We start from the raw sequence: 24744 nt of genomic DNA, 5'->3' as shown, positions 1-24744 counted from the left end.
TGTGCGCTGGCACTGCAACGCCATCTACCCGCACACCCCGATCACCCGGCAACCGTAGGGCTGCCCCGGATGTAACGTCACGCAACAAGCCGTGCCGCAGCGAGTGCTTTTGTAGGAGCGACCCTGGTCGCGAGAAGCCTTCCCGAAAAACAAGCGCTATTCAAACAACCGCTATCGCGCAATCGCCAACGCCTCGGGATTGACCAAATTGCGCGGCGTGCCTGCGGCAAACGCCAGCACATTGTCGAATGCCGCTTCGAAGTACAGCGCGTAGCTGTCGCGTTCCACATAGCCCAGATGCGGCGTCGCCAACATGCGCGGGTGCTGCAGCAACGCATCGCGCGCATCCAGCACCGGCTCACGTTCGAACACATCCACCGCCGCCTGCGCTGGACGGCCGGCGTCCAACGCGGCCAACAGCGCACCTGGCGCAATCAATTCGGCGCGGCTGGTGTTCACCAGCAAGGCATCGCGGCGCATGCGCGCCAGATCGTCCACGGTCACCTGATGGCGTGTCTGCGCGCTCAGGCGCCGATGCAGCGACAGCACATCGCTGCGTTCGAACAGGTCCTCGCGGCTATCGGCGATCTCGAACCCATCGCGCGCGGCCTGCGCGCAAGAGGCTTCGCCGCCCCACACCAGCACCTGCATGCCGAACGCACGCCCGAAGCCGGCCACGCGCTGGCCGATCCGCCCGTAACTCCAGATGCCCAAGGTGCGCCCGTGCAGCACGCGTCCCAACCCGGGATCACCCAGCGCCTGCCAGCGGCCCTGATGCAGCGCGCGCTGGTACTCGGTCAGCCGCCGGCTGGCCGACAGGATCAAGGCCCAGGTCAGCTCGGCCGGCGCCACCGGCGAGCCGACGCCTTCGGCCACTGCCACCCCGAACTCGGTGCACGCGGCCACATCCACATGTGCGCCCACCCGCCCGGTCTGGCTGATCAACTTGAGCCGCGGCAAACGCCGCAGCAGCGTGGCGTCCACGCGGGTACGCTCGCGAATCAGCACCAGCGCATCGGCTTCCACCAGTCGCTCGGCCCATTCGTTGGGATCGGTAGCCAGCGCACCCAGCACCTGTACATCGTGCCCTTGCAACCGCTGCAAACAGGGCAGCTGGCGTACTGCGCCCTGGTAATCGTCGGGCACCAGGATGCGCATCAGCGCGGTTTGGTCGGCAGCGGGAACGGCGTGACCACCTTGTCGCCGGTGGTGGCATCGCGGATCACCGACTGGCCTTTCTTCTCGACTTCTTCGATGCGCACGATGCTCTGCATCGGCAGGTGCAGCGTCTTGGTATTGCCGAACTCTTCGCGCAACCGTTCTTCGGTGGGATCCACCACCAACCCGTCGTGCACGTCGAACACCAGCTCGCCGATCTGGTTGAAGCCCCACAGATGGCTGCTGGTGACCTCACGCGCGTAAAGCTCGTACACCTTGCCATGATTGAGGAAGGTGACTTTGTACAAAGGCTTGGACATGCCGGCGATTATAGGCGTGCCAGCACGGCCGAGGCAGCGCAACCGGTCACTGCCAGAACGCAACGCCTGCGTCAGCGTCGTCGGGCTGTCCACCACGCGTCGCTCGCCGCGTTAGAACCCGTGGCGCTTGCGCAGCCGCCGCGCGATCGCCGCACGCACGTACAGGCCATAGACGATGCCGAAGACGAACCCGGCGATATGCGCCGACCACGCCACCATGCCGAAGGCCGGGCCGATATAGGCGAACACCACCTGCAGCAGCGCCCAGGCGCCGATCAGCAACGGCGCCGGTACCCGGATGAATTCCAGAAACACTCCCAGCGGCAGCACCACGCCCAGCTTGGCGCCGGGAAACAGCGCCAGATAGGTGCCGATCAATGCCGACACCGCGCCCGAGGCGCCGATGATCACCCGGTCCGGCGTGCCGATCGCAAAGATCGCCGCCAGGTTGGAGGCCGCGCCGCCGACCAGAAACAGCAGCAGCAACCGCCACGGCCCCAGAATGCGCTCGGCCGGCAGCCCGAAGATCAGCAGGAACACCAGGTTGCCGAGCAGGTGCGACCAGTCCGCGTGCAGGAACAGGGCCGTGAACAGCCGCAGCACGCTGCCGTCGCGCAGGGTCGCCCACCAGTCGCCCAGGTTGGAGACGCCGCTGGACAGCGCGCCCCAGTCCAGCCATAGCGTGTTGCGCGCCTCGCCCGGCCGGCTGATCGACCACAGGTAGGCCAGCCAGACGGTGGCGAACAGCAACGGCACCGCCCAGCGGGGGGTAGGTTTCTTGCGGGAGGGGAGAGAGACGAACATCGGAGTGGCACTCTAGCGGGTTCACGCTCCTGAACCCATCCCCAACCTGTCCAGCCAGCCAAAACGCACTTCGTTATTGTTCGGTTAATCGTCGTGGTTATACTGCGTACGGCGTCGTATGTCGGGGGGGGGTCTCCGGCGCGCTCCAGCTGCTGTTTGGCGCTGGGCGCGGGCGCTGTACCGACCACTGCAGTCTTTATCCGGAGAGCAACAACTTATGTCTACCGCTTCCACTCTCAGCCGCGCCACCCTGTTGGCCGTTGGTATCGCCGGTGTGCTGGCCGTTGGCCAGGCCCACGGCGCCGCGTTCCAGCTGAAGGAAAACAGCGCCAAGGGTCTTGGCCGCGCCTTCGCCGGTTCCGGCAGCGCCCCCGATGACGCCTCGATCATCGCCAACAACCCGGCCGGCATGCGTCAGCTCGACGGTCGCCTGTTCCAGGCCGACGTCAGCGCCATCAGCTTCTCGGCCAAGTTCCAGCCTGAAAGCGGCAACTACGCCAACGGCGCCCCGGTCTCCGGCGGCAATGGCGGCGACGCCGGCATGATCGCGCCGGTCCCGGCGATGTACTTCCATGTGCCGTTCGGCGAGAACGACAACATGCACCTGGGTACCTCGCTGACCGTGCCGTTCGGCTTCAAGACCGAATACGACCGCGACTGGGTCGGCCGTTACCACGGCACCAAGACCGAGTTGCAGGCGATCGACTTCAACGTCGCCTTCTCCTACGACGTGAACCCGTACGTGTCCTTCGGCGCCTCGGTGTTCGCCGAGCGTCTGGATATCGACCTGGCCAACGCGGTGGATTTCGGCAGCGTGCTGGCTGCGCGTCGCGTGCCGGGCTTCGCCCCGGGTAGCGCCGACGGTTACTCGCGCATCAAGGGCGACAGCACCGAAGTGGGCTTCACCCTGGGTGGCTTGTTCAGCATCGATGAGAACACCCACATCGGCTTCAGCTACCGCTCGGAAGTGGAGCACAAGATCACCGACGGCGATGCGGACTTCACCACGCCGGGCAATGCCGCCAGCGTACTGGCTTTCGCTGCACCGGGTACCTTCGTCGACACCAAGGGCCGCGCCACCGTCACGTTGCCGGCCAGTGCCACCGCCAGCTTCACCCATAACGTGAACGAGCAGTGGTCGATCATGGCCGACGTCACCCGCACCGCCTGGAGCAAGTTCGACCAGGTGACGGTGGACTTTGCCTCCAATCAGCCCGACAGCGTGCTGGACTTCTCCTACCGCGACACCACCTTCGCCTCGATCGGTGCCGACTACCGCATGAGCGAGAGCCTGACCCTGCGTGGCGGCCTGGCCTACGACCAGACCCCGACCACCGCCGAGCACCGCGACGTGCGCGTGCCGGATGCGAGCCGCAAGTGGGTCTCGCTGGGTCTGAGCTGGCGTCCGTCGCAGCAGGCCGAGTACAACTTCGGTTACACCCACCTGTTCACCAGCGACCCGACCAGCGACACCCGCAGCGCCACCGGCGACCGTCTGGCCGGTAGTTACGAGGTACAGGGCAACATCCTGGCTGCCTCGATCAACTACAAGTTCTGATCGACGCCTCAGGGCACGCGTGATGAAAAACCCCGCCTCGGCGGGGTTTTTCTTTGGCGATCGTGCACACGTAGCAGCCGCATACAGCGCATTGCCGGCGCGCAGCATGTCAGCGGCATTGCTCATCGACAGACACCGCGCAACGCGGCGTTTTCGCGCTCGGTCCTGGCATCCACTTGTGCGGCTTGCGAGCGAAACACGCAAGGCCAGAAGCGTGCACCGACCAACGCTCTTGCGTGCGTGATATGGCGCGGCGGAGCGATCTACCTGCCGGTGCAAGCGCGGCAGCGAATGTGCAGGGCGCTGTGGAGGTTGTTATCGTCACGGCATGGACCAACCCGACTTTATCCAGATCACCGACCACGCGGTATCGCGGCAGGATTGCGCTGCCATCGTGCAGCGCATGCGCGCCAGCCAGCAGCTGCAACCGGGGCGCGTCGGCAGCGGCGTGTTTCCCGAACTCAAGCACAGCCGCGACCTGCGCATCAGCGGCGTGGCCGAGTGGGCGGAGGTGGAAAACCGCCTGCAACAAGCCGTGTTCGAAGGTGTGCTCAGCTATCTGCGGCGCTATCCGCAAGCGTTGATTTCGCCGCTGATGCTGCAGGTCACCACCGCCGACGGCAGCCCGCATCGTTTGGTCGCCGAAGACATCGTGCAGATGAGCGATCAGGCACTGGGCGATCTGGCGCGCACCTGCCTGCGCCCGGCAGCGATCAATCTGCAGTGGTACGCCGCCGACCAGGGCGGTTATCCGTATTGGCATTGCGAGCTGTATCCGCGCGATGCCAACGCCGAAACACTGCACCGCCATCTGCTGTGGACGCTCTACCTCAACGAGGAGTTCGAGCAGGGCGAAACCGAATTCCTGTTCCAGCAGCGCAAGACCCGCCCACGCACCGGCAGCCTGCTGATCGCTCCCACTGCGTTCACCCACACCCACCGCGGCAACCGCCCGGTCGGCGGCGACAAGTTCATTGCGACGAGCTGGATTTTGTTTCAGTCGGCGCAGGCTTTGTATGGCGGGGATTCGGGATTGGGGATTCGCAAGAGCGGGGTACTGCAGTGCTGCTGCTGTTACGAATCCCTAATCCCAACTGCCGAATCACGATGGCTCTTACAAATCCCCAATCCCGAATCACAAATCCCTGCCCCTAAAACAACTGCCCCTGCGGCGACTCCTTGACCGGCTTGGCCGGCAGAGCAGGGCGCCGAAACTTGCCGGTATCCAACGGCGGCATCTGGCGTGCATCGAAACCGGCGCGGCGGTGGGCCAGCGCGAAGCGTCTCGCCAGCAGATCCGCATACACGCCTTGTCCGCGCATGCGCGTGCCGAAAGCACTGTCGTAATCCTTGCCGCCGCGTAGCTGCTGGATCGTGCTCATCACATGCTCGGCGCGTTGTGGATGATGGGTCTGCAACCAGTCGCGGAACAGCGGCGCCACTTCGTGCGGTAGCCGCAGCAATACGTAGCCGGCACTGTCGGCGCCAGCATCGGCGGCGGCCTGCAGGATCGCTTCCAGTTCGTGATCGTTGATCCACGGAATCACCGGCGCGGCCATCACCCCGACCGGCACACCGGCCTCGTGCAATGCACGCATCGCGCGCAGGCGTGCATGCGGCGCGGACGCGCGCGGTTCGAGCTTGGCCGACACGTGCGGGTCGAGCGTGGTCACCGAAAAATACACGTTGACCAGCCCCTCGCGCGCCAGCGGCGCAAGCAGATCCAGATCGCGCGTCACCAACGCGTTCTTGGTAATCAGCGTGAACGGATGCCGCGTTTCCCATAGCACTTCGATCAATTGCCGCGTCAGCGCGTGCTTACGTTCGATCGGCTGATACGCATCGGTGTTGATGCCCAATGCGATCGGGCTGGGCACATAGCCAGGCCGCGACAATTCGCGCCGCAACACCTCCGGCGCATTGGTCTTGGCGAACAACTTTGTTTCGAAATCCAGTCCGGGCGAGAGATTGAGATACGCATGCGAGGGCCGCGCAAAGCAGTAACTGCACCCATGCTCGCAGCCTCGATACGGATTCACCGATTGCGAGAACCCGATATCCGGCGATTGATTGCGGCTGATGATGCTGCGCGCGGTTTCCTCGGTGATCTGCGTACGCAATGCCGGCGCGGCGAACTCCTCGCTGTCGTCCGCGTACCAGCCATCGTCCACCGCCTGCTGGGTGGTTGTTTCGAAGCGTCCGGGCAGATGGCCGGTCGCACCCCGGCCCTTGATTGCAGTTGCCATCGCGCCATCGTACGGCCGGCAGATCTCACACGCCGCGACGACGCAAGCGACACGATGCGGCGTTCAGACCCGTGCTCCGCCATTGCGTTGGCCGCGTGGTCATCGCAGTAAAGGGTGCGGGCCGTAGAATCCGCGCATGCTCGCATCTGCACAGGGCGCGTGGGACTGGCTGGCCACCATTCCCCACCTCGAAGCGCTTCTCCTCGCCGCCTACGTGCTGTACCTGCTGTGGATCGCCAGCTGGATCGTGCTGCAGAAGCGCGAGCCGGTGGCCACGCTGAGCTGGGTGCTGTCGCTGGCCGCGCTGCCGTACCTGGGCCTGCTGATCTATTACTGGCTCGGCCCGCAGAAGGTCAAACGCCAGCGCCTGCGTCGCGGCCGTTCGCGCTCGGGCATGGAAAGCTACGACAGCGTCTGCCCACCCGATGCCGACTGCACCGAGCTGGCCAAGATCGCCCAGTCCACCACCGGCCTGGCGCCCAGCAGCGCCACCGAAGTGCATTGGCTGGTCGACGGCGCGGCCACCTACGCCGCCATCATCGAGGCGATCGGTCACGCGCGCGACCACATCCATCTGGAGTACTACATCTTCCAGCCGGACCGCAGCGGCACCGCGATCTGCGAGGCTCTGATGGAACGCGCGCGCGTCGGCGTCAAGGTGCGCTTGTTGCTGGATGCGGTGGGTTCTTCGGCGATGACACGGCGCAGCCTGCGCACGCTGCGCGAGGCCGGGGTGGAGACCGCCTGGTTCCATCCCTCGCAGCTGCTCAAGCCGTTCAAGCGGCCGTGGCTGAACCTGCGCACCCACCGCAAGGTGATCGTCATCGATGGGCGGATCGGTTTCACCGGCGGCATCAACGTCACCGACGACGAGAACGAGCAAGTGCGCAGCGACGCCTACCGCGATCTGCACGTGCGTCTGCAAGGCCACGTGGTGCGCAGCCTGCAGCTGGTGTTCCTGGAAGACTGGCTCTACGCCACCCGGCAGGGCCGCCCGGCCTTCCACGGTCAACAGCTGTGGCCGGAGGATGTGCCAACCCGCGCGCAAGGCGATGTCGATGCGCAGGTGCTGGTGTCGGGGCCGGACTCCTCGTGGGAGGCGATCCATCGGCTGATGGTCGCTGCGATCCACGAAGCCAGGCATCGGGTCTGGCTGGTCACGCCGTACTTCGTCCCAGGCGAGGCCGCGCGCATGGCACTGACCTCGGCCGCATTGGGCGGCCTGGACGTGCGCCTGCTGGTGCCGCGCGTCAGCGATTCGCGCCTGGTCACCTACGCGGCGCGCTCGTATTTCGACGAACTGCTCGAAGCCGGCGTGCGCATCTACGAATACGGTCCGCGCATGCTGCACACCAAGGCGCTGCTGGTCGACGATGAGATCAGTATCGTCGGCAGCGCCAATTTCGACAGCCGCAGCTTCCGGCTGAATTTCGAGTTGTCGATGCTGTTTCGCGACCAGGCGGTGGCGGCAGAACTGGCGGGGCTGATCGGCAGCGACCTGGAAAAAGCCCAGGAAGTGCGCTTCGTACGCCGCCGCCCCCTGTGGCGCTCGCGCCTTCCCGAAGCCTTCGCACGGCTGCTGTCGCCGCTGCTCTGAACCGCACCCGCCGCGCCCACGTGGAACCGCACCGGGCGCGGCGCTACACTGCCGCCACTGATTGGGGAGCTCGTCATGCACTGGCTGTTTCTGCTTATGGCACTGGGTGCGCTGGTGCTGGCTTTCAGCACGCCGCACGTGTGGTTGCTGGTGGTCTCGCTGCTGGTGGCATTGCTGCTGTTGCTGCTGTGGACGCGCGGCTGGTTCGCCTCGCGCATGGACGACACCCAGCGCGATACCAGCAGCATGATCGACCCGGCAGAACTGCGCCGCCTGCGCGAGATCGCCGAGGCCCGCAAGGCCGCCGCACTCGCAGCCACGCGCGATGGCGAGCCGCAGGCCTGAGAGCGACGTTGTGACCACCCAGCTCAGCGTCAACGTCAACAAGATCGCGGTGCTGCGCAATTCGCGCGGCGGGCACGATCCGGATGTGGTGCAGGCTGCGCGCACCTGCATCGCAGCCGGTGCGCACGGCATCACCGTGCACCCGCGCCCGGACCAGCGGCATATCCGCGCCGACGACGTGCTGGCGCTGAGCGCGCTGACGCGCGAGCACGGCGTCGAATTCAATATCGAAGGCAATCCGTCCGCGCCACCGCGCGATGGCTATCCGGGGCTGCTGGAGCTGTGTCGCCTCACGCGCCCCGAGCAGGTCACCCTGGTGCCCGATGGCGACGGGCAACTGACCTCCGACCACGGTTTCGACTTTTCACAGGACCCCGCACAGCTCGCCGCACTGATTGCCTCGTTCAAGGCGATTGGTGCGCGCGTCAGTTTGTTTGTCGATGCCGGTAATGCCGAGATCGCGCAGGCGGCGGTGCTCGGTGCAGACCGCATCGAGTTGTACACCGGCCCGTATGCGCAGGCGCATCTGAGCGGGCAGCCAGACGCTGCATTCGCGCTGTTTGCCGGCGCCGCGCAACGTGCCAGCGCCGCAGGTCTGGGCATCAATGCCGGGCATGATCTGTCGCAGGACAACCTTGGCGATTTTCTCAACGCCGTCCCCGGCGTGCTCGAAGTCTCGATCGGCCACGCGCTGATCAGCGAAGCCTTGTATCGAGGTCTGGATGCGACTGTGCGTACGTATCTGGAGATACTGCACAGCGCGTCGGCTAGCGTTTGAGAGCTTCAATCGTCTAAGCGCGTCTATCGAAACGACGGCACTTACCGAAACACGGAACTCGGCGATCTGGAGGTCATAGATAACACCGAATTCTCGCGTGCGGTCCACACGCCTGATGGTCGGCCGCTGCGTTTTGTCGTTTTTCTCGGTTGCTTTAAGGCAGCTGCACGTTATGCATCCCATTACTCACAACGGAGCAGAGTTTTTCTGCCCCGTTGCGCTATTTACTGCATCATTTACTTCATCATTTACTTCATTATTAACTGCATTATCTACTGCACAAAACTGATGCGAGCAGCCTGCGCGTTCTTTGCCGCAGCCAATACCTTGGCCATCACTGCATATTCCGCACCTGCACTGGCCTCAGTGCAAAAACAACGCTCGACCACCGAGCCGAAGCGTCGGGCTGCGAATCGATCACGCATAAAAAAACGCCACCGTTTCCGGTGGCGTTTGCAGTCGCGTCATGACTGTTGTGTTGCGGTCTTGCGATGTCTTACTGCATGAAGCCGATTTTCTTCATCTGCGAGTTCTTTGCCGCAGCCAGGACTTTGGCCATCACCTCGTACTCCGCGTCCTGGTTCGCATCGATGCGCAGTTCCGGCTGGTTGGTCGGATCGCTAGCGATCACTTCTTCCATCTTCTGCTGCAACTGAGCCACCGGCACTGGGCTGTTGTTCCAGAACACCTGGTTGCTGGCGTCGATCCGCAACTCGATCGGCGGCGGCGGTTCGGTCGTCTGCGGTGGCGGGTTGAGCACCCGCTGCGGCAGATCCACGGCGATCGGGTAGGTCATGATCGGCGCGGTCACGATGAAGATGATCAGCAGCACCAACATCACGTCCACCAGGGGCGTGACGTTGATATCGGCCATCGGGCCACGGTTTCCACCGGTACTGAATGCCATGGCTTACTGCCCCTTCTCTTTGGTCGCGACGAAGCCGATGTCCAACATGCCCTGACCCTGCGCGATCTTGGTGATCTCGTTGATCGTACGCATCTTGGTCGTGCGGTCGCCACGCAGGTTGAGCGGCGGTTGCGGTGTCTGCTGTGCGGCGGTGGACAGGCGCGACTCCAAGGCTTCCTTGGAGACCGGCTCGTCGTTCCAGTACAGCGACCCGTCTTCCTTGACGGCCAGAGTGATCGGCGCGGCACGTTTCTCCGGCTCTTCCTTCTGGACCAGGTTGGCCTCGGGCAGCTCCACCTTGACCTTATGGGACATCAGCGGTGCCGTAATGATGAAGATGATCAGCAGCACCAACATCACGTCCACGAGGGGCGTCACATTGATGTCGGCCATCGGGCCACCGCTGTTTCCACTACTGAAGGCCATAACGGGCTCCGTCTAAATCGTTGCGAAGTCGTTCTTTACTACGGATTAGCGAACGCGCGAACCAGTGGCGAAGAAGTCGTGCAGGTCGTGAGCGAAGGTGTCGAACTTGGCGATCACCGAGCTGTTGACCTTGGAGAAGAAGTTGAACGCGAACACCGCCGGGATGGCGACGAACAGACCGATCGCGGTCATGATCAGCGCTTCACCCACCGGGCCGGCAACGGCGTCGATGGAAGCCGAACCGGTTGCACCGATCTTGATCAGCGCGCCGTAGATGCCCCACACGGTACCAAGCAGACCGACGAACGGTGCGGTCGCACCGACGGTGGCGAGCAGGGTCATGCCGGACTGCAGACGGGTGCTTTCGCGGGTCACGGCCTGACGCAGGGCGCGATCGACGAACTCGGAACGGCTCAGGCTCTCGCCCAGACCGCCGGCGCTGGTGCCTTCGGCACGCTGGTGGTGAGCGGCAGCCTGGGCTGCGTCCAGCGCGATCTTGGAAAACGGCTCGGAAGCGGGCTGCTCTTCCATGGCGCGGATAGCGTCCTGTGCATTCGGGGCATCCCAGAACGCGGTGGTGACGCGGTCAGCCGCGCTCTTCAGACGGGTGGCGCGGAAAATGTTGATGACGGTCCAGTACCAGGAGGCAGCGGACATGGCGATCAGGGTGATCAGAACGACCCAGGACACGGCGAAGTCGCCGGGCTGAGAAGTCATTTCGGTGATCAGATGCTCGAAGCCCATCTGCGAAAGAGCGGCCGATGGATTGGAGCCCCCTGCAGCGGCGGCGATAAAGAATTCCTGCAGCATGACGCTTACCTTTGTTGTGTGTGGTGATGAAGGGTGGAGCGAAAGGAAGACAGGATCCTGGGCCGGCCGTAGCCGGCCCGTGGATCAGTTCAGAGCAAAGTTGACCGGGACGCGGACACGTCCGGCGGCTTTCTGCCCGTTGACAGTGGAAGCATTGAACTTCCACTTGCGTGCTGCGTCCATCGCGGCACGGTCAAGGTCGCGGTTGCGGCTGGACTTTTCGACCGACACATTGGTCACGTTGCCGCTTGCATCCACATCCACGATCAGGATGACCTCACCTTGTACACCGGCACGGAATGCAGCCGGCGGATACTTCGGCGGGTTCATGTTCTTGGACGAGATATCGACACTGGCGCCGATGTCATTCGGCGGTTGCGGCGGAGACGGTGGGCTCGGCGGCGTGACGATATCGCTGGGACGGGGTTCGGGAACGTCGACTACCGGAGCTTCCGGCGGCGGCGGAACCGGTGACGGCTTCGGCGGCGACAGATTCTTGACCGGCGGCGGCGGCTTGTCTTCCGGCGGCGGCGGCGGCGGCGGCGGCGGGGGAGGAGGCGGTGCATCCACCAAGGTGACCATGGTGGTGCGCTCCTTCTCAGCCGGAGCCTTCGGCGCCACTGCAGGGATCAGCAACATCATCAGTGCAGTGAGGTGCAAAGCAATTACAAACGCGATGCCGATAATGCGGGCCCAGCTCAGACCCTGGTTCCCGGCATCATAGTCATGCCTGTGGATAACGAGTTGTTCCGTCATGCGCCAATGGCTCTTTCAGTGGGGGCCCCGGATCACGGTGATGATCCCCAGGTTTTCGGACGGCTTTGACACCGCAGGAACTCCCAAGCTTATACCAATCCCGAGTCCTGTAACCACTAAAAACACAGGGATTTCGGGGGTTTATTTTCTTTTTTACTTCAGGTTGATGATCTTCTTTGCGTCTTCAGGTTTTTTGACGCCTTTGGCGATCGCCTGCTGGGCAGCCTGCTTGGCTTCGGGGATACGCCCTTCCGAATGCAGCACCTTGGCCAGATTCAGATAGGTCTCGCCGTCCTTGGAAAGTGGTGCGGCTTTCTGCCAATTCTCGACTGCTTTGGGCACGTCCTCGCTGTAGTAATACGACTGCGCCAACGCGAGGTATGTCTGATAATCAGGCTTGAGGATGCCTTTTTGCATACCTTCATTGATGACAGCGATGACGTCCTTTTCCTTGTTCTCGGTGTTGGCGTAGATCGAGTACAGCTGCTTGTACTCCTTCTCCTCGGTCAACTGCCCCGCAGCGCGCAGCTTGTCCATGACGGCTGCGGCCTTGTCCATCTGGTCGGCCTGCATATACATGCTGGCCAGATTGAGCTGGGCTTTTTTGTCGTTCGGCGTCTTGGCGGCGATCGCCTCGGCGGTGGCGACGGCCTCGCCGGTCTGGCCGGCCTCGGCGTAGGCAGCCATCAACAACTGGTTCCACGTGTCCTTCGGCTCGGGCGAGGCGGCGATGGCCTGCTTCAGCACCGGAATCGCCTCCTTGTACCGCTCGGCCTGATACAGCGCCTGGCCCTTGAGGATCAGATCTTCCGGGCGCTGCGACTTGCTTTCGTCCAGGTACTTGTCCAGCGTGGCCAGACCCTCGGCCTGCTGGTCGTCCTGCATCTGCAACTGCGCCAGCATCAGCATCGACTGGAACTGGCCGTTGTTGTCCAGCGCATTCAGACCGATCGCTTGCTGCAGGTATTTCTTGGCAGCGGCGGTGTCGTCGGTGTTGTACGCGGCCTGTGCAGCAAGCTGCGCGGCCAGCGCCTTGTCGGCTTCATTGGCGGCGGAATTCGCCAGGATTTCATCGGCCTGGGTGCGCACGCCAGGGTAGTCCTCGCCCTTGTTGAAGGTTTCGATCAGCTTCTGCAGCTTGCTGCCCAGCTTGGACGAGGGCTTGATCGTCGGCGCGGCGCGGGTGGACTGCGGGTACAGCTCTTCGGCCTTACCGCTGCTCTTGGACTTGCGGCTGGCACGCTCGGACGAGCGGTCCGACTGCGCGACCGCATCGGCGACGACAGCCCCGCCCAGCGACGCGGCGATGAACAGGGACAACAGGGCTTGCTTGCGCTTGAGCAGTTTCATGATTCACCTCGGACGAGCCGCCGTCGGGCGGTACGAAAAGCGGAATGGAAGCTGTACGAAAAATCTGAGCCGGCAAACTTAGCAGAAAGTCTCAGTTCCCGAAAACGGTTTCCATGCTGTGTTGCGATATTCGGTACGTATCAGGGGCGGTTTCAGCCACAGCGTGGCGCCCGGCCGTCTTGTCGCGCCTGCTTGTAGACCGGCTCGAGCTGATTGACGTCGGCCTGCAGTTCGCGGATGCGATTGGCCGGATCGGGGTGAGTTGACAGCCATTGCGGCTGGCGGTTGCCACTGGCGGCCATCATGTTCTGCCACAGCGTCACCGCCTGGGCTGGGTCGAAGCCGGCCTGCGCCATCAGGCGTTGTCCGACCACGTCGGCCTCGCTCTCCTGGGTGCGCGAGCCGGGCAGCAGGAACACTGTCTGCGCGGTCATCCCGCCGACCTGGTTCACCGCGCTGGCCGCGCCATCGCCGTAGGCCGCGCCAGCCAGTGCGCCGATGATGCCCAGGCCGGTCTGCGCGCCGAGCTGGCGGGTGATGCGCTCTTCATGGTGGCGCGAGATCACATGCCCGATTTCATGACCGAGCACGGCGGCCAGCTGATCCTGGGTCTTGGCGACGGTGAAGATACCGGTGTTCACGCCGACCTTGCCGCCAGGCAGCGCGAACGCATTGGCTTCATCGTCGACGAACAGCGCGGTTTCCCAACGGGTTTCGCGCCATTGCGGCGGCAATTGCGCCACCAGCGCATTGACCACGCACTGCACGTAGGCGTTCTGCTTGCCGTCGGTGCTGACCTTTTCCTTCGCCTTGGTCTGCGCAAACGACTCCGCGCCAAGCTTGTCGAGTTGGTCTTGCGTGACGCCTCCCACCACCTGTCGGCGGCCGGTCGGCGAAGTTGTGGTGGCACATGCCGTCAACGTAAGGACGGCAACAACGATCAACAGCCTGGCTTTCATTCAATCCCCCTGGAACCCTGGGGGCATTTTGGCAGGCTCGTCTTAACTTTTCGTCAAACGGGTCAGCCGACCCCGAAAAAGTACAGCGCAGCCAGGGCCGTGGCGTTGTTGATGCCGTGCGCGGCGATGGGTGCCCACAGGGTGCCGGTGCGCCAATACAGCCATGCAAATGCCGCACCCATGCTGCCGTAGATCAGCCACAACTGGGCGATGGCGGCCGGGCCGTTGCCGCTGATGCCGGGCACTTCATGCACCAGCGCGAAGATCGCGCTGCTCAGCGCAATGCCCAGCCACGGGCGCCCGGCGGCCAGCAGGCGGCCGAACAGCACGCGCCGGAACAGCAATTCCTCGTACGCCGGGGCGATGACCACCGCGAACACCACCAGCGCCAGCGGCCATTGCTTGATCGCTTCTTCCATCAGCGGCAGGTTGGTCGGCACCGGTTTGATGCCCAGCGCCGATGCCGCGACGCTGACCAGATTGCTCAGCACGAACACGGAGACGGCGATCAGGCCGGTCCAGCCCCAGGTCGAGGCACGCCGCGTGGCGGCACGCGAGGCGGCCTGTTCGCCAGCGGTGGCCCGGCGACGCCAGTAGTACAGCAGCACCGCTGGCGTGGCGGTGCTGACCAGCGCAGTGAGCAACTGCACCAGCACTCCGGGTTGACCGATCGCGGCCATGATCTGCGCAGAGGAGGGCGTCAGGCCCTGCGCTTTGGCCGCCTGCACATGGCTGAAGCCGCGTACCGCTCCCCACAGCGCAAAGCCGGCCACGCTGAGCGTCAGCAGCAGGCCGGTGGCGATCAGTACGTCGATCCAGAAGCCGAGCAGTATGGGAAACAACCGGGACTTGCCGGCAGCGGAGGCCGGAGCCGGGATCGTTGGAGAATCTGCGCTCATCGTCGTCCTGCGAAAACCGCGCCCGCGCGGGCATCGCCGAGGCGACGCGCGCGCGTACGACGGAAGGCTCAGATATCCAGGTTGGACACCTTCAGCGCGTTGTCCTCGATGAAATCGCGGCGTGGTTCGACCACATCGCCCATCAAGGTGCTGAAGATCTGATCGGCGGCCACCGCGTCTTCGATGCGTACCTGCAGCAAGCGACGCGTATCCGGGTTGACCGTGGTTTCCCACAGCTGCTCGGCGTTCATTTCGCCCAGGCCCTTGAAGCGCTGCACCTGGCGGCCCTTCTTGGCCTCTTCCAGCAACCAGGCATGCGCCTGCGCGAAGCTGGTGATCGGATGGGTCTTGTTGCCCCGCACGATCTGCGCGCCTTCGCGCACCAGACCATCCAGCGCCAGCGCCACCTCGCGCAACGGACGCAGTTCGCCGCTTTCGAATGCGCCCATCGGCAGCACCTGGGTGAATTCCTCGCCCATGTGCTTGCGCACCGCCACCAGCGTGGCAGAGGTGCTATCGGTGGCCGGGTCGAAGCGCAGCTGGTAGCGCGCCGTGCCCAGGGTGCCGCGGTTGAGCACCGCCTGCAGCTTGTCCAGGGTGGGATGCTGGTCGCCTTCGGCCTGCAGCTTTGCCACGTCCAGCGGCGGCAGATCGATCAAGGCGGTCATCAGCGCCGGGTCGTAGCGGTGCGCATTGCGCGCGATCGCTTCGTTGGCACCGGTGAACAGCATCAGCAGCTTCTCCAGCGCCTCGCCGGTGATCGGCGGCTCGTCGGTGGCGGGGATCAGCGCCGCGCCCTCGACCGCGTTGCTGGCCAGGTAAGCGTTGAGCGCCGCATCGTCCTTGAGATACAGCTCGCTCTTGCCCTGCTTGAGTTTGTACAGCGGCGGCAGGCCGATGTAGATGTAGCCACGCTCGATCAGCTCCGGCATCTGCCGGTAGAAGAACGTGAGCAGCAGGGTACGGATGTGCGAGCCGTCGACGTCGGCGTCGGTCATCAGGATGATGCGGTGGTAGCGCAGCTTGTCCGGGTTGTACTCGTCGCGACCGATACCAGTGCCCAGCGCGGTGATCAGCGTGCCAACCTGGTCAGAGGCCAGCATGCGGTCGAAACGGGCGCGCTCGACGTTGAGGATCTTGCCGCGCAGCGGTAGCACCGCCTGGTTCTTGCGGTTACGGCCCTGCTTGGCCGAGCCACCTGCCGAGTCACCCTCGACGATGAACAATTCTGACAGCGCCGGGTCCTTTTCCTGGCAGTCGGCCAGCTTGCCCGGCAGGCCGGCAATGTCCAGCGCACCCTTGCGGCGGGTCAGGTCGCGCGCCTTGCGCGCGGCTTCGCGCGCACGCGCGGCGTCGACGATCTTGCCGGTGATGGCCTTGGCTTCGTTCGGGTTTTCCTGCAAGAACTCCTGCAGGCGCGCACCGAAGGCGTTTTCCACCGCCGGGCGCACGTCCGAGCTGACCAGCTTTTCCTTGGTCTGCGAGGAGAAGCTGGGGTCGGGCACCTTCACCGACAGCACCGCGATCATGCCTTCGCGCATGTCGTCGCCGGTCAGCGCGACCTTGGCCTGCTTGGCGATGCCGTTCTGCTCGATGTAATTACTGAGCACGCGCGTCAGCGCCGCGCGGAAACCGGCCAGATGGGTGCCGCCGTCCTTCTGCGGGATGTTGTTGGTAAAGCAATACATCGTTTCCTGGTAGGCGTCGGTCCACTGCAGGGCCACGTCCACCACGATGCCGTTGTGCTCGCCGGTCACCGAGATCACGTTGGGGTGCAGCGGCGACTTCAGCTGGGCCAGATGCTCCACGAAGCTGCGGATGCCGCCTTCGTAATGAAAATCGTCGCGACGGCCTTCGCCACGTTCGTCGATCAGCGCGATCTTGACGCCGGAATTGAGGAACGACAGCTCGCGCAGACGCCGCGCCAGGATGTCGTAATGGAACTCGACATCGCTGAAGATCGCTACGGCAGGCTTGAAGCGCAGCGTGGTGCCGCGCTTGGTCGAGGCTTCCAGCTGCTTGAGCGGGTACTGCGGCTCACCCAGCGCGTATTCCTGCTGGTAGTGGAAGCCGTCGCGCCAGATGTCCAGCCACAGGTGCTCGGACAGCGCATTGACCACCGAGACGCCCACGCCGTGCAGGCCGCCGGAAACCTTGTAGCTGTTGTCGTCGAACTTGCCGCCGGCATGCAGCACGGTGAGGATCACCTCCGCCGCCGACACGCCTTCTTCCTTGTGGATGTCGACCGGCACGCCGCGGCCGTTGTCCGAGACGGCGACCGAGCCATCGACCAGGATCTTGACCACGATGTCGTCGGCATGGCCGGCCAGGGCCTCGTCGACCGAGTTGTCGACCACCTCAAACACCATGTGATGCAGGCCGGTGCCGTCATGGACATCGCCGATGTACATGCCGGGGCGCTTGCGGACGGCTTCCAGGCCACGCAGCACGGTGATCTTGCTGGAATCGTAGGTGCTGTTGGGTGTGGTCGGGGTGTTTTGATCTTCGGTCATGCGCGTGCCGTTAGCTCCACAACACGGGCGAGGGCGGCAGGAGCCGCATCGCGCCGTGGGAAAAGGGGGATAGCGCACAAATTATACCAGTCGGCCCAGGTGTGCCGTGGTTGCTTACTCCGACGCGGCTTGAACGGCGATTTGCCCGTGTTCCACGTGGAACCGATGGAGCAGTACGCCTGCGTCTGCAAGCCCCGGCGGTATTTCGGTCGCGGTGATGAGTACCTGCGCAGGCGCCGAGGCGAGCCGCTGCAAAACGCGCGCCTGGTGGTGTCGATCCAGCTCAGAACCCAGATCGTCCAATGCAATCACCGGCCATTCGCCCCGTTCGTGGGCGAAATCTTCCGCCTGAGCCAGCAGACAGGCGAGGGCAGTCAGCTTGGCCTGGCCACGCGAGAGCGCATCCTTCCCCGGCAGCGCGTCAAAGGCAGGCGTCCAGTCGGCGCGGTGCGGTCCCTGCGAGGTATAGCCATTCTGGCGGTCGCGTTCGCGTGCCAACAGCAACGCGTCGGCGAGCGAGACCTCATGGCGCTTCCACCCCGGCGCGAACGTCAGCGCAGACAGCCCTAGCGAGGGGGCGATCGCGGTTGCAACGGGAATCAGACGTTCCTGCAGGCGATCCAGGTAGCGAAGGCGCCGCGACGTCAGGGTTTCACCGGATTCGGCAAGCTCGTGATCCCAAGCATCGAGCATGCGCGGCTGCGCGCCCTGCTTGAGTAGGGCGTTGCGCTGCTTGAGCGCACGCGCATAACGCCGCCATAGCGCCAGGAAGTCAGGTTCCACGTGGAACAAGCCCCAGTCCAGGAAGCGCCGGCGTGGTTCGCCACCGCCACTGATCAAGACATGGCTGCCCGGCTCGAACGTCACCACCGCCAGCGCGGCACATAACGATCCCAACTGCGCGACATCTTCCCCATCCAGCCGGCCAGTCCATTCCTGGCCGCTATGGCGTAGACCTGCGCGACGCGAGCGTTCGCTGGTGTCGCCGCTGCGCTCGCGCCATTCCACGAACACTTCCAGATCGTCGGCGCCTTGCTGGATCAGCCCATCGCGCACCCGCCCACGGAAACTGCGGCCATAGGCCATCAGATGCAGCGCCTCGAGCACACTCGTCTTGCCCGCGCCGTTATCGCCGGTGAACAAGTTCAAGGAACTGGCGGGGTGAAGCTCGACGGTCTGGAAACGACGAAGTCGATGGATGGACAACTGCACAACGTGCATCGATCGGTTTGCTCTGAGCTAATCCGGCGTCCCGGTCGGGGCGCAGGATACGTGATCGTTGCCGATTCCGTGCAAATGCCTGTGAAAGCCGGGTAGGGACAGGCAGGGGATAACGTGTGGATAAGTTCGATGCTCAGGAGCGCCCTTTTGCTTATCCACAGGTTACAGACCGGTAAACAAGGCTGAAAACACAGGGTTTCGAGACCTAAAAAGCTCATTGAAACAACAACTTAAGGTGGTTTTCGGCGAAATCTGGCCCTACCATCACCACCAAGCTCTTAAGTTATTTCTAGATTTAAAAGCAAAGTTAGATGTGCATAAGTCAAAAACGCACTTGAAATGTCCACAAAATCGGACGATGGAAGATACCGGTTCGCCTCAGCCGCCGATGTTCCTGACAGCTCGAAAGTGAATTTGTTCATATTCACACCACGAATGTCATCTTGCTATTACTGCGATTGGCTGACGGCGCGCTGTTATATGCCGAGCACTAACTCCGTAAGCACGACCTAACCCTCACCGTTGGCAGGCTCGCCTCAGAAAGCGGCGCACCACCGACATCGGACAGGCACCCAACTGCGACGCGGCAATGAAACGAGAGTCGCTGCAGACCAGGATCCCTTTGTTTTCGATAGTCCGATACAGCACCGGCTTCAGGCATGCTGTCCTCAAAACAAAAAAGCCCGGCAATGCCGGGCCTTTCGTGTTCCACGTGGAACGCAGCGTCAAAGACGCAGCGGCATCACCACATGACGCGACTTCTCGCTGCTGGCTTCGCGCACCAATGCAGACGAGTTCGCATCGCGTAGCTGGATCACCACATGCTCGTCGCGCAACGCGGAGAGGGCATCGAGCAGGTAATTGACGTTGAAGCCAATCGCCAGGTCGTCGACCTTGGTATCGGCCTCGATCTCTTCCTGCGCTTCTTCCTGCTCCGGGTTATGCGCACTGATCTTGAGCTGACCGGGAGAGACTTCCACGCGCACGCCGCGGTACTTCTCGTTCGACAGAATCGCAGCACGCTGCAACGAGGCGCGCAACGCTTCACGGTCAACCTTGACCTCACGATCGGCGCCGATCGGGATCACTGCCTCGTAATCCGGAAAGCGGCCATCGATCAGCTTGGAGGTGAAGGTCACATCGCCGCGCTTGACGCGGATATGGCTGCGGCCAACTTCCAGCTCGACTTCGCGGTCCGCCGCTTCCAGCAGACGCAGCAATTCGGTGACGCCCTTGCGCGGCACGATGATCTGGCGCTTGGCGCCGCCGGCCTTCTCCAGCTCCATTTCGCACAGCGCCAGACGGTGGCCATCGGTGGCCACACAACGCAGCAGCCCGTCGCGCAGATCGAACAGCAAGCCGTTGAGGTAATAGCGCACGTCCTGCTGGGCCATGGCGAACGCGGTGCGTTCGATCAGTTCCTTCAACCCGGCTTCCGGCACCACCACACGCTCGGTCGCCTCGACTTCATCCACCGACGGGAAGTCGTTGGCAGGCAGCGTAGCCAGCGTGAAGCGGCTACGCCCAGCCTGCACGGTGACCTTTTCGCCAGTCTGCGAGATGGTGACGCGGCTGCCGTCGGGCAGGGCGCGCAGGATGTCGAACAACTTGCGGGCCGGGATGGTGGTTTCGCCGTCCTGCGCGTCTTCCACCATCGTGCGCGAGATCATTTCCACTTCCAGGTCCGTGCCGGTCAACGAGACCTGCCCGTCCTTGACCTGCACTAGCAGGTTGGCCAGAACAGGCAGGGTTTGACGGCGTTCGACCACATTGACCACTTGGGCCAACGGTTTGAGGAAGGCTTCGCGCTGCAGTGTAAAACGCATGTGGTTCCGTGCCCCTATGCTTTAAAAGATAATGGAATAAATCAAAAGCTTGGTGGTGATGGTAGGGCCGTTTTCAGCGGATAACCACCATAACTATTTGTTTCCAAAGACATTTCAGCGCTTGAAAGTCGTTGGACTAGTGCCCCTGGTCTAGCGGTAAAACCTGTGGATAGTTTTTCGCTCGAACCGCGACGCAACGTTATCCACAGATTCTCCCGCATTTGACCCCAACGTTTCCACGCTTTTCTCCAAGCGGGCCGTCAAGGGGCGCAACGGCTCACTCGCTGAGCTTGCGAATCAGCTTTTCCCAGTCCTCGCGCAGCTTGCCGTCGGCTTCCATCAGCGTGCGGATCTGCCGGCAGGCATGCAGCACGGTGGTGTGGTCGCGGCCAGCAAAGGCGTCGCCGATCTCCGGCAGGCTGTGTTCGGTGAGCTCCTTGGCCAACGCCATCGCCACCTGGCGCGGACGCGCCAGCGAACGGGTGCGCCGCTTGGAGAGCAGATCCTTCATCTGCAGGCCGTAGTAGTCCGCCACGGTCTTCTGGATGTTGGGGATGCCGATCGCCTGCTGCTGGGCGCGCAGCAGGTCGCGCAGCGTCTCCTGGGCGAATTCCACGGTGATCGAGCGCCCGGTGAAGTTGGCACGCGCCACCAGGGTGTTGAGCGCGCCTTCCAGATCGCGCACGTTGGAGCGCATCTTCTTGGCGATCAAAAACGCCACGTCGTCCGGAATGTCGGCGCCGCGCTCGCGCGCCTTGGCCAGCACGATGGCCGCGCGGGTCTCGAAATCGGGCGGATCGATCGCCACCGACAAGCCCCAGGCCAGGCGCGACTTCAGACGCGGCTCCAGGCCCTCGACTTCGCGCGGATAGCGATCGCAGGTGAGGATGATCTGCTGGCGCCCGTCGAACAGCGCGTTGAAGGTGTGGAAAAACTCCTCCTGCGTGCGGTCCTTGCCGGCGAAAAACTGGATGTCGTCGATCAACAGCGCATCGATCTGCTGGAACTGGCGCTTGAACTGGTCCATCGCCTTGTCCTGCAGCGCCCGGATCATCGCGCTGAAGAACTGTTCCGAGCGCAGATACATCACCTTGGCGGCCGGATTGGCCTGGCGCAGCGCATTGCCGGCAGCGAACATCAGGTGGGTCTTGCCCAGGCCGGTGCTGCCGTACAGCAACAGCGGGTTGTGCGCACGGTCGCCTGGCTTCTGCGCGGCCTGGATGGCCGCGGCCAGCCCCAGCTGATTGCTGCGGCCTTCGACGAAATTAGCGAAGGTGTAGTGCGAATCCAGGTTGCCGGCAAACGGCACGATCGGTGCGGCAGCTGGCGCACTGGGCGCGGCCATCGGCGCCGGCAACGGGTCCGGCGCACGGGGACGCGAGCCGACCGCCAGCGCCACTTCGCCATTGCCGACGAAGTACGCCACCAGTTCGCGGATGCGCGGCAGATAGCGCTCACGGACCTGGTCGACGATGAAGGCATTCGGCGCGTACAGCACGATGCTGTCGCCGCGGTCTTCGGCTTGCAGGGGTTTCAACCAGGTGTGGACGTCTTCGGGCGGGAATTCAGCTTCGAGACGTTCCAGACAGCGGGGCCAAGCATCCATCAAAGTATGATCATCTGTTGCTGGCTGCGGCGCGCAGAAAAGCGCCGTGCTCGCAGCCCGGTAGTGAAAAGAGGATGGGCCAGACTAGCACCGAGGGCAGGGTTTTCCCAGACTTATTCACAGGTCCATCCACAGGCTGCTGCCATCCTCACCTGCGGTAAAGCGTTTGGGGAGTTGACCGGCGCTGTAGAGGTCCTATAGAATTTCCGGTTCTATTCGTCTCCATCCATGCAGAGGGCCCCATGGCCACCAAGCGTACTTTCCAACCCAGCAACCTCAAGCGAGCACGCGACCATGGCTTCCGCGCACGTATGGCAACTGCCGACGGCCGCAAGATCCTGGCTCGCCGCCGCGCCAAGGGCCGCAAGCGCCTGAGCGCTTGATTGCCGCGCCGCTCCCCGCGGCCGAGGCAGTCCCTACCGTGAACGCATCGAACCCGTGCAGGCGATTTCCTCGCTCTGCGCGGGTTCGTACGCGTGCGCAATATACGGTCGTTTTCGATACTGCACGTCGCACCTCGGACCCGTTGCTCAGCCTGCACTGGCGGACCGGCGATACGCCGCCGCGCCTGGGCATGGCGGTGTCGCGCAAGGTCGATACGCGTGCGGTTGGACGTAACCGCATCAAACGCGTGTTGCGCGATGCCATGCGGCACTTGTTGCCCGAGCTGGCCGGTGGCGATTACGTCATTGTGGCGCGCTCGGCCGCCGCAAAAGCGACCAATCCACAGATTCGCGACGCCTTCTTGCGTCTGCTGCGCCGTGCCGGCGCATTGCCCCTGCCTGCTGCGCCCGGCACAATGCCGCCCGCCAGGACGATGCACCCATCCTCCCTTTCCCCGACAGAGCCGGAACCCAGTTCCGACTGAGCGAGTTGCTGCCCGATGAACCAGACCCGTGTTTTCCTGATTTTTGCCTGGCTGATGGTCGCGGCGTTGCTGTGGATGGAGTGGGGCAAGGAGAAGACGGCTGCCAATGCGCCGGCTGTGGCAACGACCCAGTCGGTGCCGGCTGCGCGCGATCTGGATGCGGCTGCGACGCCGGCCAATGTGCCGGCGGCCCAGGCCATCCCGCAGGCGGGCGTGCCAGGCACGGTGCCGGCGACCAGCACTACTGCGGCAACTCCGGTCGCTGTCGGGGCTGCGCCGGTGGTCACCCTAACCTCGGACGTGCTGCGTCTGAAGCTGGACGGCCGCAGCGTGCTCGATGCCGAACTGCTGCAGTTTCCGCAGACCAAGGACGGCACCGCGCCGGTCAGCCTGCTGACCGAAGACGCCGCGCACCCATACAACGCCACCAGCGGCTGGGCCAGCGAGCATTCGCCGGTACCGGGCGTGGGCGGCTTCCGCGCCGAACAGCCGGGCACCGCGTTCGAACTGGCCAAGGGCCAGAACACCCTGGTGGTGCCGTTCGTGTGGAATGGTCCCAACGGCGTGTCGATCCGCCGCACCTTCACCCTGGAACGTGGTCGCTATGCGATCTCGATCAAGGACGAGGTGATCAACAAGAGCGGCGCGCCGTGGAACGGCTACGTGTTCCGCAAGCTGAGCCGGGTGCCGACCATCCTAAGCCGCGGCATGACCAACCCGGATTCCTTCAGCTTCAACGGGGCGACCTGGTACAGCCCGCAGGAAGGCTACGAGCGTCGCGCGTTCAAGGACTACATGGACGACGGCGGCCTCAATCGCCAGATCACCGGCGGTTGGGTGGCGCTGCTGCAGCACCACTTCTTCACCGCGTGGATTCCGCAGAAGGACCAGGCCTCGTTGTATGTGCTGAACCAGGACGGCCCGCGTGATGTGGCCGAGCTGCGCGGCCCGGCCTTCACCGTGGCGCCGGGACAGACCGCCAGCACCGAGGCGCGCCTGTGGGTGGGCCCGAAGCTGGTCAGCCTGATCGCCAAGGAAGACGTGAAGGGCCTGGACCGTGTGGTCGATTACAGCCGCTTCTCGATCATGGCCATTATCGGCCAGGGCCTGTTCTGGGTGCTGAGCCATCTGCACAGCTTCCTGCACAACTGGGGCTGGGCCATCATCGGCCTGGTGGTGCTGCTGCGCCTGGCGCTGTATCCGTTGTCGGCCGCGCAGTACAAGTCCGGTGCCAAGATGCGCCGCTTCCAGCCGCGCCTGGCGCAGTTGAAGGAGCGTTATGGCGACGATCGCGTCAAGTATCAGCAGGCGACGATGGAGCTGTTCAAGAAGGAAAAGATCAACCCGATGGGCGGCTGCCTGCCGCTGCTGATCCAGATGCCGATCTTCTTCGCGCTGTACTGGGTGCTGGTGGAATCGGTGGAACTGCGTCAGGCACCGTGGCTGGGCTGGATCCAGGATCTGACCGCGCGCGATCCGTACTTCATCCTGCCGGTGCTCAACATCGCCATCATGTGGGCCACGCAGAAGCTGACCCCGACCCCGGGCATGGACCCGATGCAGGCCAAGATGATGCAGTTCATGCCGCTGGTGTTCGGCGTCATGATGGCCTTCATGCCGGCCGGCCTGGTGCTGTACTGGGTGGTCAACGGCGGCCTGGGTCTGCTGATCCAGTGGTGGATGATCCGCCAGCACGGCGAGAAGCCGAGCAAGATCATCCAGGCCAACGCCAAGTGATCTGAAGAAGGCCCGCCGCAAGGCGGGCTTTCTGCATGCGCGCCTGCAAGCCACGTCTCT

Annotated in this window: 22 protein-coding genes and 2 pseudogenes; 8 read left to right on the top strand and 16 right to left on the bottom strand. The window is 63.7% G+C overall.

The features are described from left to right. Window positions 1-171 precede the first annotated feature (171 nt). The 3 genes from ABS769_RS07640 to ABS769_RS07630 form a co-directional block, all read right to left on the bottom strand. A complete protein-coding gene (locus tag ABS769_RS07640) occupies window positions 172-1158 on the bottom strand; it encodes a D-2-hydroxyacid dehydrogenase family protein (protein WP_317060487.1) in 987 nt (328 codons plus the stop codon). Continuing rightward, the gene (locus ABS769_RS07635; RefSeq protein ID WP_180315508.1) at window positions 1158-1478 is read right to left on the bottom strand and encodes a DUF1820 family protein; all 321 of its coding nucleotides are present in this window, start codon (window positions 1476-1478) and stop codon (window positions 1158-1160) included. The genes ABS769_RS07640 and ABS769_RS07635 overlap by 1 nt, the downstream gene beginning before the upstream one ends. A gap of 111 nt (window positions 1479-1589) precedes the next feature. Next, on the bottom strand, window positions 1590-2282 hold the full coding sequence (locus ABS769_RS07630) for a rhomboid family intramembrane serine protease (RefSeq protein ID WP_003482177.1): 693 nt from the start codon (window positions 2280-2282) through the stop codon (window positions 1590-1592). A gap of 217 nt (window positions 2283-2499) precedes the next feature. Between ABS769_RS07630 and ABS769_RS07625 the strand changes: the two genes are divergently transcribed. Next, a complete protein-coding gene (locus ABS769_RS07625; protein WP_317060484.1) occupies window positions 2500-3840 on the top strand; it encodes an outer membrane protein transport protein in 1341 nt (446 codons plus the stop codon). 328 nt (window positions 3841-4168) lie between these two features. Beyond that, window positions 4169-4867, top strand: a pseudogene (locus ABS769_RS07620) (2OG-Fe(II) oxygenase); the annotation flags it as partial. Window positions 4868-4991: 124 nt separating this feature from the next. Here the strand turns inward: ABS769_RS07620 and ABS769_RS07615 are convergent. After that, window positions 4992-6086, bottom strand: a complete 1095-nt coding sequence (locus ABS769_RS07615; RefSeq protein ID WP_317060483.1) for a PA0069 family radical SAM protein — start codon at window positions 6084-6086, stop codon at window positions 4992-4994. Window positions 6087-6222: 136 nt separating this feature from the next. On the opposite strand from ABS769_RS07615, the gene cls reads away from it, so the two are divergent. From cls to ABS769_RS07600, 3 genes are all read left to right on the top strand, one after another. Then, window positions 6223-7683 (top strand): cardiolipin synthase, encoded by a 1461-nt coding sequence (gene cls / locus ABS769_RS07610; RefSeq protein WP_317060482.1) that lies wholly within the window; start codon window positions 6223-6225, stop codon window positions 7681-7683. A gap of 75 nt (window positions 7684-7758) precedes the next feature. Continuing rightward, window positions 7759-8028 carry a hypothetical protein gene (locus ABS769_RS07605; RefSeq protein ID WP_043888791.1) on the top strand — a complete coding sequence of 90 codons (270 nt, stop codon included), beginning with the start codon at window positions 7759-7761 and terminating at the stop codon, window positions 8026-8028. Between the two features lie 10 nt (window positions 8029-8038). Continuing rightward, window positions 8039-8806 carry a pyridoxine 5'-phosphate synthase gene (locus ABS769_RS07600; protein WP_317060481.1) on the top strand — a complete coding sequence of 256 codons (768 nt, stop codon included), beginning with the start codon at window positions 8039-8041 and terminating at the stop codon, window positions 8804-8806. Window positions 8807-9078: 272 nt separating this feature from the next. On the opposite strand, the pseudogene ABS769_RS07595 reads toward ABS769_RS07600, so the two are convergent. The 12 genes and pseudogenes from ABS769_RS07595 to dnaA all read right to left on the bottom strand — a co-directional run. After that, window positions 9079-9168: pseudogene (locus ABS769_RS07595) on the bottom strand (biopolymer transporter ExbD); the annotation flags it as partial. A gap of 134 nt (window positions 9169-9302) precedes the next feature. Next, window positions 9303-9713, bottom strand: a complete 411-nt coding sequence (locus ABS769_RS07590) for an ExbD/TolR family protein (RefSeq protein WP_023901933.1) — start codon at window positions 9711-9713, stop codon at window positions 9303-9305. Between the two features lie 3 nt (window positions 9714-9716). Continuing rightward, window positions 9717-10139, bottom strand: a complete 423-nt coding sequence (locus ABS769_RS07585) for an ExbD/TolR family protein (RefSeq protein ID WP_023901932.1) — start codon at window positions 10137-10139, stop codon at window positions 9717-9719. A 45-nt stretch (window positions 10140-10184) separates the two neighbouring features. Beyond that, the gene (gene exbB, locus ABS769_RS07580) at window positions 10185-10949 is read right to left on the bottom strand and encodes a TonB-system energizer ExbB (protein WP_006451798.1); all 765 of its coding nucleotides are present in this window, start codon (window positions 10947-10949) and stop codon (window positions 10185-10187) included. A gap of 84 nt (window positions 10950-11033) precedes the next feature. Beyond that, window positions 11034-11705, bottom strand: a complete 672-nt coding sequence (locus tag ABS769_RS07575; protein WP_006451797.1) for an energy transducer TonB — start codon at window positions 11703-11705, stop codon at window positions 11034-11036. A gap of 153 nt (window positions 11706-11858) precedes the next feature. Then, on the bottom strand, window positions 11859-13055 hold the full coding sequence (locus ABS769_RS07570) for a tetratricopeptide repeat protein (RefSeq protein WP_023901931.1): 1197 nt from the start codon (window positions 13053-13055) through the stop codon (window positions 11859-11861). A gap of 152 nt (window positions 13056-13207) precedes the next feature. Further along, window positions 13208-14014, bottom strand: a complete 807-nt coding sequence (locus tag ABS769_RS07565) for a M48 family metallopeptidase (RefSeq protein ID WP_006451795.1) — start codon at window positions 14012-14014, stop codon at window positions 13208-13210. Window positions 14015-14076: 62 nt separating this feature from the next. Then, on the bottom strand, window positions 14077-14913 hold the full coding sequence (locus ABS769_RS07560) for a CPBP family intramembrane glutamic endopeptidase (protein WP_317060480.1): 837 nt from the start codon (window positions 14911-14913) through the stop codon (window positions 14077-14079). Between the two features lie 68 nt (window positions 14914-14981). Then, on the bottom strand, window positions 14982-17426 hold the full coding sequence (gene gyrB, locus ABS769_RS07555) for a DNA topoisomerase (ATP-hydrolyzing) subunit B (RefSeq protein WP_006451793.1): 2445 nt from the start codon (window positions 17424-17426) through the stop codon (window positions 14982-14984). Window positions 17427-17540: 114 nt separating this feature from the next. After that, window positions 17541-18647 (bottom strand): DNA replication/repair protein RecF, encoded by a 1107-nt coding sequence (gene recF, locus ABS769_RS07550; RefSeq protein WP_317060477.1) that lies wholly within the window; start codon window positions 18645-18647, stop codon window positions 17541-17543. Window positions 18648-19372: 725 nt separating this feature from the next. Then, window positions 19373-20473, bottom strand: a complete 1101-nt coding sequence (gene dnaN, locus ABS769_RS07545) for a DNA polymerase III subunit beta (protein WP_317060476.1) — start codon at window positions 20471-20473, stop codon at window positions 19373-19375. Window positions 20474-20750: 277 nt separating this feature from the next. Next, complete coding sequence (gene dnaA / locus ABS769_RS07540; protein ID WP_006451790.1) at window positions 20751-22079, bottom strand: chromosomal replication initiator protein DnaA; 1329 nt, start codon at window positions 22077-22079, stop codon at window positions 20751-20753. 242 nt (window positions 22080-22321) lie between these two features. Between dnaA and rpmH the strand changes: the two genes are divergently transcribed. From rpmH to yidC, 3 genes are read left to right on the top strand one after another with little or no spacing between them, the layout of a single operon-like run. Further along, window positions 22322-22462 (top strand): 50S ribosomal protein L34, encoded by a 141-nt coding sequence (gene rpmH, locus ABS769_RS07535; RefSeq protein ID WP_002805908.1) that lies wholly within the window; start codon window positions 22322-22324, stop codon window positions 22460-22462. Window positions 22463-22500: 38 nt separating this feature from the next. Further along, window positions 22501-22947 (top strand): ribonuclease P protein component, encoded by a 447-nt coding sequence (rnpA, locus tag ABS769_RS07530; protein ID WP_039512801.1) that lies wholly within the window; start codon window positions 22501-22503, stop codon window positions 22945-22947. Window positions 22948-22962: 15 nt separating this feature from the next. Further along, entirely contained in the window at window positions 22963-24684 is a 1722-nt protein-coding gene (gene yidC / locus ABS769_RS07525) for a membrane protein insertase YidC (RefSeq protein ID WP_317060475.1), read from the top strand. Window positions 24685-24744: the final 60 nt, after the last annotated feature.

It is taken from the genome of Xanthomonas hortorum (assembly GCF_040279205.1).
Taxonomy (GTDB): domain Bacteria; phylum Pseudomonadota; class Gammaproteobacteria; order Xanthomonadales; family Xanthomonadaceae; genus Xanthomonas; species Xanthomonas hortorum_F.
This window is presented reverse-complemented; position numbering and strand designations above follow the sequence as displayed.

Coding starts and splice junctions, on each gene's coding strand:
- ABS769_RS07590 (WP_023901933.1), bottom strand. CDS start 9,713: ATGGCATTCAGTACCGGTGGAAACCGTGGCCCGATGGCCGATATCAAC.
- ABS769_RS07575 (WP_006451797.1), bottom strand. CDS start 11,705: ATGACGGAACAACTCGTTATCCACAGGCATGACTATGATGCCGGGAAC.
- cls (WP_317060482.1), top strand. CDS start 6,223: ATGCTCGCATCTGCACAGGGCGCGTGGGACTGGCTGGCCACCATTCCC.
- ABS769_RS07570 (WP_023901931.1), bottom strand. CDS start 13,055: ATGAAACTGCTCAAGCGCAAGCAAGCCCTGTTGTCCCTGTTCATCGCC.
- ABS769_RS07615 (WP_317060483.1), bottom strand. CDS start 6,086: ATGGCAACTGCAATCAAGGGCCGGGGTGCGACCGGCCATCTGCCCGGA.
- ABS769_RS07625 (WP_317060484.1), top strand. CDS start 2,500: ATGTCTACCGCTTCCACTCTCAGCCGCGCCACCCTGTTGGCCGTTGGT.
- ABS769_RS07605 (WP_043888791.1), top strand. CDS start 7,759: ATGCACTGGCTGTTTCTGCTTATGGCACTGGGTGCGCTGGTGCTGGCT.
- dnaN (WP_317060476.1), bottom strand. CDS start 20,473: ATGCGTTTTACACTGCAGCGCGAAGCCTTCCTCAAACCGTTGGCCCAA.
- ABS769_RS07585 (WP_023901932.1), bottom strand. CDS start 10,139: ATGGCCTTCAGTAGTGGAAACAGCGGTGGCCCGATGGCCGACATCAAT.
- recF (WP_317060477.1), bottom strand. CDS start 18,647: ATGCACGTTGTGCAGTTGTCCATCCATCGACTTCGTCGTTTCCAGACC.
- yidC (WP_317060475.1), top strand. CDS start 22,963: ATGAACCAGACCCGTGTTTTCCTGATTTTTGCCTGGCTGATGGTCGCG.
- dnaA (WP_006451790.1), bottom strand. CDS start 22,079: ATGGATGCTTGGCCCCGCTGTCTGGAACGTCTCGAAGCTGAATTCCCG.
- ABS769_RS07565 (WP_006451795.1), bottom strand. CDS start 14,014: ATGAAAGCCAGGCTGTTGATCGTTGTTGCCGTCCTTACGTTGACGGCA.
- rpmH (WP_002805908.1), top strand. CDS start 22,322: ATGGCCACCAAGCGTACTTTCCAACCCAGCAACCTCAAGCGAGCACGC.
- ABS769_RS07635 (WP_180315508.1), bottom strand. CDS start 1,478: ATGTCCAAGCCTTTGTACAAAGTCACCTTCCTCAATCATGGCAAGGTG.
- exbB (WP_006451798.1), bottom strand. CDS start 10,949: ATGCTGCAGGAATTCTTTATCGCCGCCGCTGCAGGGGGCTCCAATCCA.
- gyrB (WP_006451793.1), bottom strand. CDS start 17,426: ATGACCGAAGATCAAAACACCCCGACCACACCCAACAGCACCTACGAT.
- ABS769_RS07640 (WP_317060487.1), bottom strand. CDS start 1,158: ATGCGCATCCTGGTGCCCGACGATTACCAGGGCGCAGTACGCCAGCTG.
- ABS769_RS07630 (WP_003482177.1), bottom strand. CDS start 2,282: ATGTTCGTCTCTCTCCCCTCCCGCAAGAAACCTACCCCCCGCTGGGCG.
- ABS769_RS07560 (WP_317060480.1), bottom strand. CDS start 14,913: ATGAGCGCAGATTCTCCAACGATCCCGGCTCCGGCCTCCGCTGCCGGC.